Origin of the sequence: Segatella copri, from assembly GCF_015074785.1 — a bacterium.
Taxonomy (GTDB): domain Bacteria; phylum Bacteroidota; class Bacteroidia; order Bacteroidales; family Bacteroidaceae; genus Prevotella.
The window spans coordinates 780,622-795,215 of the sequence record NZ_CP042464.1; the positions used below are offsets into that span (position 1 = coordinate 780,622).

Annotated in this window: 10 protein-coding genes; all 10 read right to left on the bottom strand. The window is 46.7% G+C overall.

The window, feature by feature from the left end:
• Nucleotides 1-3: 3 nt before the first annotated feature.
• On the bottom strand, nucleotides 4-2,025 hold the full coding sequence (locus FO447_RS03235; protein ID WP_200757591.1) for a transketolase family protein: 2,022 nt from the start codon (nucleotides 2,023-2,025) through the stop codon (nucleotides 4-6).
• A gap of 105 nt (nucleotides 2,026-2,130) precedes the next feature.
• On the bottom strand, nucleotides 2,131-3,705 hold the full coding sequence (locus FO447_RS03240) for an alpha-N-arabinofuranosidase (RefSeq protein ID WP_006846781.1): 1,575 nt from the start codon (nucleotides 3,703-3,705) through the stop codon (nucleotides 2,131-2,133).
• Between the two features lie 79 nt (nucleotides 3,706-3,784).
• On the bottom strand, nucleotides 3,785-5,377 hold the full coding sequence (locus tag FO447_RS03245; RefSeq protein WP_200757592.1) for a xylulokinase: 1,593 nt from the start codon (nucleotides 5,375-5,377) through the stop codon (nucleotides 3,785-3,787).
• Nucleotides 5,378-5,465: 88 nt separating this feature from the next.
• A complete protein-coding gene (gene araA / locus FO447_RS03250; RefSeq protein WP_117726917.1) occupies nucleotides 5,466-7,007 on the bottom strand; it encodes an L-arabinose isomerase in 1,542 nt (513 codons plus the stop codon).
• 64 nt (nucleotides 7,008-7,071) lie between these two features.
• Nucleotides 7,072-7,770, bottom strand: coding sequence for an L-ribulose-5-phosphate 4-epimerase (locus FO447_RS03255; RefSeq protein ID WP_006846778.1), 699 nt, complete (start codon nucleotides 7,768-7,770; stop codon nucleotides 7,072-7,074).
• Between the two features lie 27 nt (nucleotides 7,771-7,797).
• Nucleotides 7,798-8,478, bottom strand: a complete 681-nt coding sequence (locus FO447_RS03260; RefSeq protein ID WP_040552774.1) for an NUDIX hydrolase — start codon at nucleotides 8,476-8,478, stop codon at nucleotides 7,798-7,800.
• Between the two features lie 204 nt (nucleotides 8,479-8,682).
• Nucleotides 8,683-10,407, bottom strand: coding sequence for a sodium:solute symporter (locus FO447_RS03265; protein WP_200757593.1), 1,725 nt, complete (start codon nucleotides 10,405-10,407; stop codon nucleotides 8,683-8,685).
• A gap of 182 nt (nucleotides 10,408-10,589) precedes the next feature.
• Nucleotides 10,590-11,777 carry an aldose epimerase family protein gene (locus FO447_RS03270; RefSeq protein WP_200757594.1) on the bottom strand — a complete coding sequence of 396 codons (1,188 nt, stop codon included), beginning with the start codon at nucleotides 11,775-11,777 and terminating at the stop codon, nucleotides 10,590-10,592.
• A 211-nt stretch (nucleotides 11,778-11,988) separates the two neighbouring features.
• Nucleotides 11,989-13,149 (bottom strand): galactokinase, encoded by a 1,161-nt coding sequence (gene galK, locus FO447_RS03275; RefSeq protein ID WP_118139547.1) that lies wholly within the window; start codon nucleotides 13,147-13,149, stop codon nucleotides 11,989-11,991.
• Nucleotides 13,150-13,245: 96 nt separating this feature from the next.
• Entirely contained in the window at nucleotides 13,246-14,571 is a 1,326-nt protein-coding gene (locus FO447_RS03280) for an MFS transporter (protein ID WP_006846773.1), read from the bottom strand.
• Nucleotides 14,572-14,594 lie beyond the last annotated feature (23 nt).

The following is a 14,594-nucleotide window of genomic DNA, read 5'->3' on the forward strand; positions in this document are numbered from 1 at the left end:
TAATTAAGCTTCAGCCAAGAAAGCCTTTACCTGCTTGTAAACGTTCTCGCCTGTGTAACCGAGCTTCTCATCAAGTACCTTGTAAGGAGCTGAGAAACCGAAGCTCTCCATACCCCAAACCTTACCATTAGCGCCTACGAGACCCTCGAGAGTTACAGGAAGACCGGCAGTCATACCGAAGATCTTAGCGTTCTTTGGCAATACGCTCTCCTGATATTCCTTGCTCTGACCACGGAACAAGCCCTCTGATGGAGCACTTACCACGCGAACCTTGATGCCGTCAGCACGCAAAGCATCGCAACCAGCCTCCAATGTAGAAACCTCAGAACCGCTAGCTACCAAGATAACGTCTGGATTCTCGTCGCTGCCTGCTACTATGTAAGCACCCTTAGCAGCCTGCTCGTAATCATTACCCTCTGGCAATTTAGCGATGCCCTGGCGAGAGAAGATGAGAGCTGTAGGAGTCTCAACATTCTCCATAGCGAGCTTCCAGCAAACTGTAGTTTCGTCAGCATCAGCTGGACGGAATACGCGAACGCTGTCCTTGCCTGCGTGGTTCTTCAACTTCTCCATCAAGCGGATCTGTGCCTCCTGCTCAACTGGCTCGTGAGTAGGTCCATCCTCACCAACGCGGAATGCATCGTGAGTCCAGATGAACTTAACTGGAACCTGCATCAGGGCTGCGAGACGTACAGCTGGCTTCATATAATCAGAGAATACGAAGAATGTACCCATTGCTGCAACCACACCACCATGGAGCATCATACCGATACACATATCAGCCATAGTCAACTCTGCAACACCTGCCTGGAAGAAAGCACCAGAGAAGTCACCGCGAACGATGCTCTTGGTCTTCTTCAGAAAACCATCAGTCTTATCAGAATTAGAGAGGTCAGCAGATGCACAGATCATGTTAGGAACCTGCTCTGCCAAAACACCGAGACAAGCAGCAGATGCTGCACGTGTAGCTGAACCAGCCTTCTGCTCAACCTTGCTCCAGTCTACCTTAGGAGCCTTGCCGCTGAACCACTCATCCATCTGAGCAGCCTTCTCTGGGTTAGCCTTGCGCCACTCAGCCTCTGCAGCCTTGCGCTCTGCTACGATCTTCTTCAACTCCTCAGCACGCTTAGCGTAGATTTCCTTCACATCGTCGAAGATAACGAATGCATTCTCAGGATCACCACCGAGGTTCTTGATTGTATTTACGTATGCGTCGCCACCGAGAGGAGCGCCGTGAGTATTGATGCAAGCCTCGTAGCTTGTTCCGTCTGCGCGGAGAGCACCCTTACCCATTACGGTCTTACCGATGATGAGGGTAGGGCGGTCCTGTTCCTTCTGGGCAGCATCGAGCGCCTCACGAATCTGAGCTACGTCGTTACCGTTGATCTTGATGACATTCCAGCCCCAAGCCTTGTACTTCATCTCAGTATCCTCGTTCATTACAACGCCACACTCTGTAGAGAGCTGGATATCGTTAGAATCGTAGAACATGATGAGGTTGTTCAGACCGAGGTTACCGGCGATACGACCAACACCCTGAGAAATCTCTTCCTCTACAGCACCATCAGAGATGTATGCGTAGATCTTGTGTTGCATCATGGTTGAACCCAGACGAGCCTCGAGGAACTTCTCTGCAACAGCTGCACCAGCTGCGAGGGCATGACCCTGACCGAGAGGACCAGATGAGTTCTCGATACCACGCTGAAGGTCGAGCTCTGGGTGACCAGGAGTTACAGAACCCCACTGGCGGAACTGCTTGAGGTCTTCCATTGAGAAGAAACCGCGCAAAGCCAAACCAGCATAGAGCATAGGGCTCATGTGACCTGGGTCGAGGAAGAAACGGTCACGACCTGTCCATGTTGGGTCTGCTGGATCATATACCAAGTACTCAGCAAAGAGTACGTTGATGAAATCAGAACCACCCATAGCACCACCTGGGTGACCTGAGTTTGCCTTTTCTACCATTGAAGCAGCCAAGATACGGATGTTATCAGCTGCATGATTCATTACTTTAATGTCGTTCATAATTTTATATTAATTATTGTTGTTATTTCTGCTGAAATATTCTTGTTTTTCTAGCTCTGAAGGCTACTCAAAAGAAGGATACTTCCTTTTTCGCCTTCAAAGATACTATTTTATTTTCAAAACTACGATAGATTTTGCAGGAATTTTTACCTTAAGGGTGTTTTTCTTTACTTTTGCATCCTTAAAAACTGCAGGCTTCACTACATCCGGGTGTGCAAAGTCGTTGTAATCGCTCACCTTGTTGCAGGAAAGAATCTGTCCTGTTACAGTTTTTGGAGCAGCTGCACCATCCAGATTAAACTCTACCTGCTGAGCCTTGTCAAGACTGACATTGGCAAGAGCAACCACAATGGTTCCATCTGCCTTCTTGGCTGCTGAAGTAGATACCAATGGAATCTTTCTTCCATCTCTTGCGTGATCATCGCCGCGAACATCCATAGAGTCGCACTTTACATCCATTGGGAGATAGGTTGCCTCCTGGAAGTCCTTGTACATGTTGAATACATGATAGGTTGGAGTCAGAACCATGTGACCTGTTCCCTTTGTATCAGTCAGAATCATTGACTGGAGCACATTGACAATCTGTGCGATATTGGTCATCTTCACACGCTCTGTATGGCGGTGGAATACATTCAGCGAGAGTGCAGCAACGAAGGCATCGCGCATACAGTTCTGCTGATAGAGGTGGCCCTTGATAGTGCCAGGCTCCTCATCCCACCAGGTTCCCCATTCGTCAACGAGGAGGGCTACCTGCTTCTTTGGATCAGCCTTGTCCATGATAGCCTCGTGCTTCTTGATGACATCTTCTATGCCGAGCGCCTTGCCCATGGTCCAGTAGTAATCCTCATTGTTGAACTTGGTGGCAGAACCCTTGCTGCCTGTCCAGCCTGTTACTGTATAATAATGTAGAGAGATGGCGTTGGCACGGTTGCCGATACGGTCCATCAATACCTTAGTCCAGTTATAATCGTAATCACTCGCTCCAGATGCAATCTTATAGAGCTGGTTTCCGTCATAGTTGCGGCAATAAACAGAGTAGCGGCGGAAGAGATCTGAATAATACTCAGGACGCATGTTGCCACCGCAGCCCCAACTTTCGTTACCAACACCGAGGTATTTTACTTTCCAAGCCTTGTCGCGGCCGTTCTGTCGGCGGAGTTTTGCCATAGGAGTATCTCCATCGCTGGTCATATATTCCACCCACTTTGCCAATTCCTCAACAGTGCCGGAACCCACGTTGCCGCTGATGTAAGGCTCGCAACCCAACATCTCGCAGAGATTCAGAAACTCGTGTGTACCGAAAGAGTTGTCCTCAATGGTTCCACCCCAGTTGTTGTTCTGCATCTTTGGTCGCTTTTCACGTGGACCGATACCATCCATCCAGTGATACTCGTCAGCGAAGCATCCTCCAGGCCATCTTAATACAGGCACTTTCAGGTCCTTGAGGGCTTGGAGCACGTCGTTGCGGTAACCCTGAGTGTTAGGAATCTTAGAATCAGGACCTACCCAAAGACCACCATAGATACAACTTCCGAGATGCTCGGCAAACTGGCCATAAATCTCTTTGTTGATTTTCTGTGTTCCTTGGTTGGCATGGATTGTTCCTGTTACATCCTGAGCTTGTGCTGAGAATGCAACTGCTGTTGAAAGCAATGTGGTAGCGAAAAGTTTCTTCATCATTGTTCTTATTAATTGTTGTCGATTTTAAGTATAATACGTTTGTGGAGGAGAAATCCCCACAAACGTATTTATCGTTTATTTACTTTTTGTTCTCAACTGCTGCCTTTTCGATAGCAAGACCAGCCTTGTAGGTTTCAATATATTTATCAAAACCGGCTACATCTTCGGCAGTAGGTGCAATCTCTACACCAGTATTGCCTGCAAATACCTTCTTGTCGAGATAATCTGCCAGGCTCAACTTCTCTTCGTTGTTAACGAGATAACCTGCGAGCAGGGCGATACCCCATGCACCACCTTCGCCTGCTGTCTCCATGACAGAGATAGGGGAGTTAATGGCTGCAGCGAGGATGCGCTGACCTACACCCTTGGTCTTGAACAAACCGCCATGACCTGTGATGCGATCTACCTGTACCTTCTCGTCCTTGAACAATACATCGTTACCAATCTTCAATACAGCTACTGAAGCATAGAGGTTGGCACGCATGAAGTTGGCAAGGTTGAAGTGGTCGTTGGCAGAACGTACGAACATAGGGCGACCTTCTGCGAGACCTGTTACAGGCTCACCAGAGATATAGTTGTAAGCAATCAATCCTCCGCAATCAGCATCGCCTTCAAGAGCGTGGTTGTAGAGCTTGCCGAATACCTCGTTCATATCTACTGGAACACCGAGCAACTCCTGATACTGCTTGAACAAACCTACCCATGCATTGAGGTCGGAAGTACAGTTGTTGCAGTGAACCATTGCTACAGGACTGCCGTCTGGAGTAGTCACCATATCAATGACTTCGTAAGGTTGGCTCAAGGCTTTCTCCAATACAATCATAGAGAAAGAAGATGTACCTGCACTGACGTTACCTGTGCGCTGACGTACAGCGTTGGTAGCTACCATACCAGTACCTGCATCACCTTCTGGAGGACAGAGTGGGGTGCCTGCCTGGAGTGTGCCAGATGGGTCGAGCTTCTTTGCACCTTCCTCGGTCAATACGCCAGCATCTTCGCCTGCGTTCAGTACCTCAGGGAGAATGTCGAGAATCTTCCAGCCCAGGTTCTTAGGCTCGATGAGCTTATCGAACTTAGCTACCATCTCTGCATCGTAGTTGTTGGTGTTAGAGTCGATAGGGAGCATACCTGATGCATCGCCTACGCCCAAAACCTTCTTGCCTGTGAGCTGCCAGTGGATATAACCGGCGAGAGTGGTAAGGAAGTTAATCTTGTTAATGTGGTCCTCACCATTCAGGATAGCCTGATATACGTGAGAGATACTCCAACGCAATGGGATGTTGAAGTGGAAGAGCTCTGAAAGTTCAGCTGCAGCCTTGGCTGTATTGGTGTTACGCCATGTGCGGAAAGGAACGAGAATGTTCTCATCCTTACCGAAAGCCATGTAGCCGTGCATCATCGCAGAAATACCGATGGCAGCCAACTGCTTGATTTCGCAGTCGTATTCAGCCTTCACGTTCTTGCGGAGGTCGGCATAACAATCCTGCAAACCTTTCCAAATTGTGTCGATGCTGTAAGTCCAGAGACCATCAACCAACTGGTTTTCCCACTCAAAGCTACCCTGTGCGATAGGGTTGTTGTCGGTGTCGATCAAGACAGCCTTGATTCGGGTAGATCCAAACTCGATACCGAGAATGGCCTTACCGGATTCTATAATAGTTTTTGCGCTCATTTCTTTTAAATGTTTAATGTAAAGAACAAAGGGTAAAGTATTGAATTTCATTACTTTTTAGCCCTTCGTTCTTCACTTTTTACTTTAATTATCGCAATGCCTTGTTGAGCATGTAATAAATCTCGTTGTTGCGGAGCTGCTGCTTGAAGCTGCTGATAGTTGTGTTCTTGTCGATGTTGACGAACTCAATACCGAGAATCTCGCAGAAGTCTTCCCAGTACTCAGCAGTGATATCGTAAGAGAATGCACTGTGGTGAGTACCACCAGCGAGGATCCAAGCACCTGCACCAATCTCGAAGGTTGGCTGTGGAACCCAGAGAGCTGAAGCTACAGGGAGCTTAGGCATTGCCTTTGGCTCGATGCACTCTACCTCACTTGCGATGAGACGGAAACGGTTGCCGAGGTCAACTACAGTTGCCTTAACACCCTTACCTGTCTTAGATGTGAATACCAAACGGGCAGTCTGCTGCTTGCGGATACCGATGCCGAGGAAGTGAACCTCGAGCTTTGGCTTGTCTGTAGCGATCAATGGGCAAACCTCGAGCATGTGGCTCTGGAGGCTAGATGTGCGGTCGGCAGCGAAGTTGAGTGTGTAGTCCTCGAGGAATGAGCAACCCTTCTCCAAGCCCTGGTTCATTACCCAGAGTGTGCGGTAGAGGCAAGCTGTCTTCCAGTCACCCTCAGCACCGAAACCATAACCCTCTGCCATCAGGCGCTGTGAAGCCAAACCAGGAATCTGGTCGAAACCGCAGAAGTTTGGATCGTTGATGTCAGCATCGCCGAGGTCATCGAAGTTGGTTGTGAATGCTACTGCGTTCTCATCCTTCAATACGCGACGGAGAGCGATCTCAGCCTTAGCTGCGTTCTTCACTTTCTCCCAATATACTTCCTCGCCAGACTCATCGATCTTGATGGTGTACTCCTTCTTGTACTCCTCAACGAGAGCATCAGCCTCTGCATCAGTTACCTTCTTGTAGTACTCCATGAGTGAAGATACTGGGTAGTAATCTACATGGTAACCCAAGCGTTGTTCGAACTCTACGCGGTCGCCATCTGTTACGGCAACGTTGTTCATGTTCATACCGAACATCAAGCAGCGTACGTTGTGAGCATCAGCAACACCTGCAGCTACGCGAGCCCATGTTGCAATCTGCTTCTGAGCCTCTTCGCTCTTCCAGTAACCTACAACTACCTTTCTAGGGATGCGCATACGGGTGCAGATGTGACCGAACTCGATGTCGCCGTGGGCTGACTGGTTGAGGTTCATGAAATCCATATCGATAGAATCCCAAGGGAGTTCTGCATTGTACTGAGTGTGGAAGTGGAGGAGAGGCTTCTCGAGAGCCTGCAAGCCCTTGATCCACATCTTAGCTGGAGAGAAGGTGTGCATCCATGTGATGATACCTACACACTTCTCGTCGTTGTTGGCAGCCTTCATGACAGCCTCTACTTCTGCAGAAGAGTTAGCTGTACCCTTGTAAACTACCTTGATTGGGATGATGCCACTATTGTTCAGACCATCTACCATGTCCTTTGAGTGACCATCAACTATCTTAACTGTTTCGCCTCCGTAAAGAAGCTGTGCACCAGTTACAAACCATACCTCTAAATTTTCAAATGCTTTAATCATGATTGTTTGTTGTATTAATTGTTATTGTTATGTGATTTATTATCTTTATTTGAAACACTGTTGATTAGTGCTTTTTCTGTCCGTAGTAAGCGTTAGGACCGTGCTTGCGGTTGAAGTGCTTCTCTACGAGCAATGGGTTCATGGTGGTGTTTGGATTCACAGAGAATGAGATGAAAGCCATCTTTGCTACCTGTTCAGCTACTACTGCGTGATAAACAGCCTGGTCTGCATCCTTACCCCATGTAAAAGGACCATGGTTCTTAACCAATACGCCAGGAGTATGAACTGGGTTGATGTTATCTTTCTTGAAACGGTCAACGATGACAACACCTGTGTTGTGCTCATATTCTGCCATCATATCCTCTGTCATAGCATCAGTGCAAGGGATGCAATCGTGGAAGTAATCAGCATGAGTTGTACCAATGTTAGGGATGTCTAAGCCAGCCTGTGCCCAAGCGGTAGCATAAGTAGAGTGAGTATGAACTACGCCACCCAACTCTGGGAATGCGCGGTAGAGAACCAAGTGGGTTGGAGTATCAGATGATGGATTCAGATCGCCTTCTACTACCTTACCTGTTTCCAAGTCTACCACTACCATATCGCTAGCCTTCATGGTGTCATAATCGACGCCTGATGGTTTGATGACAACCAGACCTTTCTCGCGGTCAATACCACTTACATTACCCCATGTAAAGAGCACGAGGTTGTGCTTAACGAGATCAAGGTTTGCCTTGAACACTTTTTCTTTTAATTCTTCTAACATAATATCTTTTGTTTTAAGTTATTTATTCTATTTCAAGTTGAACGATGGGTCTTCCTCGTATGCTTTCTTGTTGAAGCGGTAGAGGGCGGCGCCTCGTTTCGAGTTGACTTTATCGATGAGTTCTGTTTTCTCGATGAAGTCGATATCCTTCACGCGTTTGCGGAAGTTGCGCTTATCAATCTCTTCGCCTATTACTGCCTCGAATACATGCTGAAGCTGTGTCAGCGTAAAGAGGTCTGGGAGGAGTTTGAAGCTTAATGGCTCATGATTGATGCGGCGGCGTATCTGTGCGATAGCGTTGCGGATCATGAGTTTGTGGTCTGAGTAAAGTTCTGGAAGTTCGTTCAGACTAACCCATTCCAATCCGTGTTCTACACGGAGGCTGTCATCATAGTCTTTCACATTGATGAGAGTGCAATAGGCGATAGAGATAACTCGCTCACCTGGGTCACGGTCGATGCGGCCGAAAGCTCCTACTTGTCTTATATAGAGGTTTTTCATTCCAGTAAGTTCCAGGATGACTCTGTTAGCTGCATCTTCGAGATTTTCTGTTGCGCCAACGAAACCACCATAGAGTGACCATTCGCCTCTTCCCGGGTCCATCTTGCGTTTGCCTATCAGTACCTGGAGGTTACTACCGTCGAAACCGAAAATGATACAATCGACGGATACTAATACTTTGGAGTATTCATTATAAAACTGGGTCATGGTCTTTCTGCTGTTTTGATGTAATGATTCAATGTATGTATAGTTGTGTTCTTTTGCTTGCTCTTCATAGAGCAGGTTCGAGAGGAAAATCAAGGAGTAAGAAGGAGAAGTAAGGATCGCGGATTTTTTCAACAGAAACAGTTTTGTCTGATCTTTAAGAAAATTCCAGACTCCTCACTTCTTACTCCTGACGTGAATAATATTTTACCAGAAGTATGCGTAGAATGCTGCGCAGAGGCCGATTACTACGAGGGTACCGATAATATCGAAGGCACCCCAACTCTCACGGATAGACTTCTTGAAGTCAGATGTGAAGGTGATTGCCTCTACCTGCTCCTTGCTTGGAGCTGGAGTGAAGCAGCTTACTACTACCATGAAGATGATGAGGAATACGAGCAACCAGCACTCGAATACGAGCCAGTTGGTCTGCCAGAACCATGCGGTGTAATCCCAGAATGCACCATCCATTGTTGCCTTACCTGTGTCAGTAATAACGTTGGTAACGAGGCGGAGCATACCGATGAGGAAACCGGTAATCATGGTGTATTCACCTGCCTTTGGAGTAATCTTCTTGAAGAAGATACCCATTGCAAATACGGCTACCATGGCTGGAGCCAGAAGTGACTGGATACCCTGGAGATAGTTGTACAAAGTATCCATCTTCATCATGATTGGCAACCATGCGAAACCGAGAACTACAACTACAATGGTAGCGATACGGCCAACGAGTACGTAGTGAGCCTCAGACATGCCCTTCTTCAATGGCTTGTAGAAGTCCTCGGTGAAGAGGGTAGCACAGCTATTGAAGAATGCTGCCAATGAAGCAACGAGTGCGCAGATGAAACCGATGGTTACGATACCCTTGATACCTGCAGGAAGAACGGTCTTTACCATGATGGCGAAGGCTGCATCAGTCTCGTTCATCTGGATGGCACCCTTCTGAGCCAAGGCTGCTGCAATCATACCTGGAATCAGGAACATGAAGCAAGGGAGTACCTTGAAGAAACCGGCTGCGATAGTACCGCGGCGGGCACGCTTCATAACCTCTACGTTGCTCTCGCCAGGAACCTGACCCAATACACGCTGAACGATGTGCTGGTCAGTACACCAGTACCAGAAACCAATGATGGTTGCACCGATGAATACTACGAAACCAGGATACTCCTGATACATAGAGTCACCTGCCTCCCAGTGGAACATGTGAGTTGTACCATAACCGTTGTTCAACTTGCCGCAGTAATCCATCATGTCGGCCCAACCTGCAGAGATGCTGCCACCGCCGAGGGTAGAGAGACCGAGGAAGAGTACGAGGAAAGAACCGATGACGAGGATAGGAGTCTGGATGGTTGACAATGTCATCACGCCCTTCATACCACCGAATACGGTGAAGATGGTGGTGAGGATAATCAAACCGATAGCGCCAACCCAAAAGTTCAAGCCCCAAAGATATTCGAAGAAGATACCACCTGTAAGGGCTGTAACGCTCACCTTAGTAAGGATGTAAGCTACGAGGGTGATGATAGAGAGCCATGAACCTGTGCGCTGGGTATAGCGGAACTTCAGGAAGTCTGGCATGGTGATGATTTTACCCATCTTGTTGATGAGCAACTGATAGAAAGGTACGAACAACCAACCGAGGATGAGGATCATCCAACCCTGCATCTCCCAGTGTGCCATACCGACACCACTCTTGGCACCTGTACCAGCCAAACCAACGAGGTGCTCAGAACCAATGTTGGCAGCAAAGATAGCCATACCGATTACATACCATGGCTCACCCTTACCGAAGAGGTAGGCAGAAGAGTCTTCACCTTTCTGAGCCTTTCTGTCTTTCACGATTGCGTGCCAGACAGCCCAAATTACGCCTATTACACCAATGGCGAGTACAGCCCAATCAAGCCATACGAATTCTGTTGAATTCCAATTCATAATTACTATAAGATTGTTTGTTTATTATTATTTGTTTGTTTTTCTCTTTTGTTGGATGCTTATTATGTTAGTTTCTTATCCAGCACATTTCGTTTTTTGTCATTGCGAAAACTTCTTGTTGGATGTTAGCTGTTCCGGCGGACTTTATCCGCCGGTTCGCTAACTTTTAAACTAACTTACGCTTATTTTTTAACGCTGAATTTGTAAGCGAGGTGAGAATAGTATTTCTCTCCTGGCTTCAATGTGGCATCTGTCCAATCCTTTACCCCCTGAGCAATCTTGGTTGGAGAATCAGGATATTTCTGGCTCTCGAAGCAAACGCTTACGTGTTTAGGATACTTGATGCCATGCTTGCAGGCAATACCTGTACCTTGGAAGTTACCAGTGTAGACCTGAATACCAGGCTCGTTTGTAAATACTTCAAGAAGGATACCGCTCTTTGGTGAGTAGAGGCTTGCGCAAACTGTTTTGTCATCGCCCTTACCATTCTTATATGTGTTCAAACACCAGTTGTGGTCGTAACCTGTGGCATTCTTAATCTGGTCAAAGTTATAATCTACCTTCTTGCCGATTTCTGCAGGTTTTCGGAAATCCATAGGGGTTCCATCGACACTCTTGATTTCACCAGTTGGGATGTAAAGTGAATCTGCAGGAGTAAACTTATCTGCATTGATGTACATTACCTGATCGAAACCTTCCTTAGATGGATCGCCATTCAAGTTGAAGTAACTGTGGTTGGTCATGTTGACAACGGTCTCTTTGTCTGTTGTGGCGCCAAACTCGATGTCGAGTGTGTTGTCACTCTTGACGGTATACTTAGCTGTTGCTGTTACGTTGCCAGGGAATCCATTCTCGCCATCCTTCGCATTGATAGTGAAGGTAACGGATGAGTCGTTCTTCTCTGTAATGTCGTAAACCTGGTTCAACCATCCTGTAGCACCACCACCATGCAGGCAGTTGCCGTTATCATTTGCCTTCAACTGGTATGTTGAACCAGCAAGTGAAAGTTTAGCATCCTTGATACGGTTGGCATAACGTCCTACAGAAGAACCATAATCCGAAGGAGAGTTAAGTGTGTCAGCATACTGGTGTATGTTGTCGTAACCCAGAACCACATCCGTTGGCTTTCCGTTCTTATCAGGAACGGAAATGGAAACTACACGTCCACCATAATTGGTGAGGCAAACTTCCATGCCGTTTGCATTCTTGAGAGTTACTAACTCAGTCTTCTTGCCCAATACTGTTGAATCGAAATCTGCTGGATTCAAACCAGATTGTGTGAGACTTGCATTGTTGCTTGATGAACAAGCTGAGAGGGTAGCGATAGCCGCAAAACCAACTCCCATAAATAGGGTCTTAAATGTACTCATTTTTAGGCTGTTTTTTATTGTTTATTCATTTTGGGTGTAAAATTACAATTTTATTTCGAATCTGCAAGCGTTTTCCCTAACTTTTTTTCTTCTAAAGTGTCTTTTTAACACTATTTGTATGAAAACGCCTGTTTTTGGCTTATTTGGGACAAAAAAAACTGCAGTTAGCAAATACTAACTGCAGTTCCTTATATTATATATAATGTATATATTAGCAAACCTTGTGAGAACCCTCAGAGATGATTACAGGGTAAATCTCTGGAGCATGACCATATTTGGCTGTGAACTTAGCTGTAACGTCCTCAACGAACTTGTCGTAGATATCGTCCTTTACCAGGTTGATAGTGCAGCCACCGAAGCCACCGCCCATGATACGGCTACCAGTAACACCGTTCTCCTTAGCAATATCGTTTAAGAAGTCGAGTTCCTCGCAGCTTACCTCGTATTCCTTGCTCAAGCCGTGGTGAGTCTCGTACATCTTCTGACCTACTGTCTCGTAGTCGCCCTTCTCAAGAGCATCGCAGACAGCCAAAACGCGGTCCTTCTCGCCCAATACGAAGTGAGCGCGGCTGTAATCCTCTTCGCCTACCTCAGCGCGAACCTCTTCCAACTGCTCCCATGTGCAATCACGGAGAGTTTCGAACTTAGCCTCTGGATGCTTTGCTGCAATGTGCTTAACAACATTTTCGCAAGAGTTGCGGCGGTCGTTGTATGGAGAACCTGCCAGCTCGTGCTTTACCTTAGAGTTTACCAGGCAGAGTTTATAGCCCTTAGGCTCGAATGGGAAGTATTCAAATTCGCGGCTGTTGCAATCGAGGCGCATCAACTTACCTTCCTTGCCGAAAACAGAAGCAAACTGGTCCATGATACCGCAGTTAACACCTACATACTTGTGCTCAGTAGCCTGACCTGCGAGAACGAGATCCCATTTAGAAACCTTGTTGTCACCAAAAAGGTCGTTCAAAGCAAAAGCAAAACAGCTTTCAAGAGCAGCTGAAGAAGACATACCTGCACCGAGAGGCACATCACCATAGAATGCTGCATTGAAACCCTTTACGTCAACCCCCAATGCCTTCATCTCCTGGCAAACACCATAGATGTAACGCGCCCATGAAGCGCGAGGACCTTCAGGATCATTAACCTTGAATTCTACACGGTCCTTCAAGTCGATAGAGTAGAGCATGACGGTATCTGTTCCGTTAGGACGGATTTCTGCCATAATACCCTTATCTACTGCACCTGGGAAAACAAATCCACCATTATAGTCGGTATGCTCGCCAATCAAGTTAATACGACCTGGTGACATGTAGATGTTACCTGTTTTACCATCGAAATGCTTGATGAATCGGCTTCTTACTTTTTCAATATCCATAATTAGTTAAGTTTTTGTTGTGTTGTTACTAAAGATTTGATTATATGATTTAGCCCTAAGACTATATATGCCTTAGGGCTAATTTATTTCGTGTTTTTAATCAACAGGAATATCCTTGTTGATGTTCTTGCAACCAGCTACAGCATAGAAGAACATGTATGCCATACAGATGAGAGGCACAATGTAACTAGCCATATAGCCAGCGTTGTCTGCGATGAAGTTCTGTACCAATGGCATCAATCCGCCACCTACTACCATCATCATGAAGATACCTGAAGCCTGGGCTGTATACTTGCCAAGACCCTCGGTAGCAAGGTTGAAGATAGAAGACCACATGATAGAAGTGCAGAGACCGCAGAGTACCAGGAACATGGCAGCGATAGGCACTGTTACCATCTGGAATGATGTACCTGTAAATACAGGCATTTCTACTGTTGTTGACTTGCCGAGAAGTACGGCGAGGACGATAAAGATCATACCTGCACCATTGGCAATCATCATCATCATGCGGCTAGATACCTTGTCAGCAATAAAACTGGAGCAAAGACGACCAACCAGCATCAGAAGCCAGTATGTACCTGCAACGAAACCACCGATAGCTGCTGCATTTGCCAAAGCTGTACCATTGATGAAACCACCACCATTTGCTGTTGTATCAGAAATGTAGAAGTTCAATGTTCCAGGAATACCTACCTCAACACCTACATAAACGAAGATTGCGATAACGCCGAGGTTGAAGTGGCGGAAAGCCCATGGTGAATGCTCGAATACAGTCTTGTCTGTAGTCTTACCCATCTCTGGATCCTGGATAGGGATGAAGTTCAAGATAACGAATGCTGCTGCGAATACGGCAAGGGCAATGTAAAGCACGAGGTTCACATCTACCATTTTGGTGTTAGCAGTAACAGTACCGATAAGGGCACCTACGAGCATTGGGGTTAAAGTTCCGGATAAACTGTTCAATGTACCACCGATGAGGTTCAACTGGTTACCGCGGTTACCACCACCACCGATGAGGTTCAACATTGGGTTTACAACAGTATTCAAAATACAAACAGCAAAACCTGAGATGAACGCACCGAAGAGGTAAACGGCGAAGCCTGAGATGTCGGCACCGAACTTACCTGAAAGGAACTGGATGAGCACGCCTACGAATCCGGTAGCGATACCGGTGAGGGCTGTCTTCTTGTAACCAATCTTGGTGAGCAACTTACCTGCAGGGATACCCATGAAGAGGTAAGCCAAGAAGTTCATGGCGTTACCCAACATACCGATCATGTTAGCACTTCCGCTGTCAGCGAATACATTTTTCCAAATAACTCCGATAGGAGCAGCCAAATTCGTTACGAACGAAATCATGGCGTAGAGGAACATCATCGTGATAATGGCGATGATATTGCCATTTTTACTTTGGTTTTCCATTTTTTTTGATAGTTGATATTGTT

Coding starts and splice junctions, on each gene's coding strand:
- FO447_RS03235 (WP_200757591.1), bottom strand. CDS start 2,025: ATGAACGACATTAAAGTAATGAATCATGCAGCTGATAACATCCGTATC.
- FO447_RS03240 (WP_006846781.1), bottom strand. CDS start 3,705: ATGATGAAGAAACTTTTCGCTACCACATTGCTTTCAACAGCAGTTGCA.
- FO447_RS03245 (WP_200757592.1), bottom strand. CDS start 5,377: ATGAGCGCAAAAACTATTATAGAATCCGGTAAGGCCATTCTCGGTATC.
- araA (WP_117726917.1), bottom strand. CDS start 7,007: ATGATTAAAGCATTTGAAAATTTAGAGGTATGGTTTGTAACTGGTGCA.
- FO447_RS03255 (WP_006846778.1), bottom strand. CDS start 7,770: ATGTTAGAAGAATTAAAAGAAAAAGTGTTCAAGGCAAACCTTGATCTC.
- FO447_RS03260 (WP_040552774.1), bottom strand. CDS start 8,478: ATGACCCAGTTTTATAATGAATACTCCAAAGTATTAGTATCCGTCGAT.
- FO447_RS03265 (WP_200757593.1), bottom strand. CDS start 10,407: ATGAATTGGAATTCAACAGAATTCGTATGGCTTGATTGGGCTGTACTC.
- FO447_RS03270 (WP_200757594.1), bottom strand. CDS start 11,777: ATGAGTACATTTAAGACCCTATTTATGGGAGTTGGTTTTGCGGCTATC.
- galK (WP_118139547.1), bottom strand. CDS start 13,149: ATGGATATTGAAAAAGTAAGAAGCCGATTCATCAAGCATTTCGATGGT.
- FO447_RS03280 (WP_006846773.1), bottom strand. CDS start 14,571: ATGGAAAACCAAAGTAAAAATGGCAATATCATCGCCATTATCACGATG.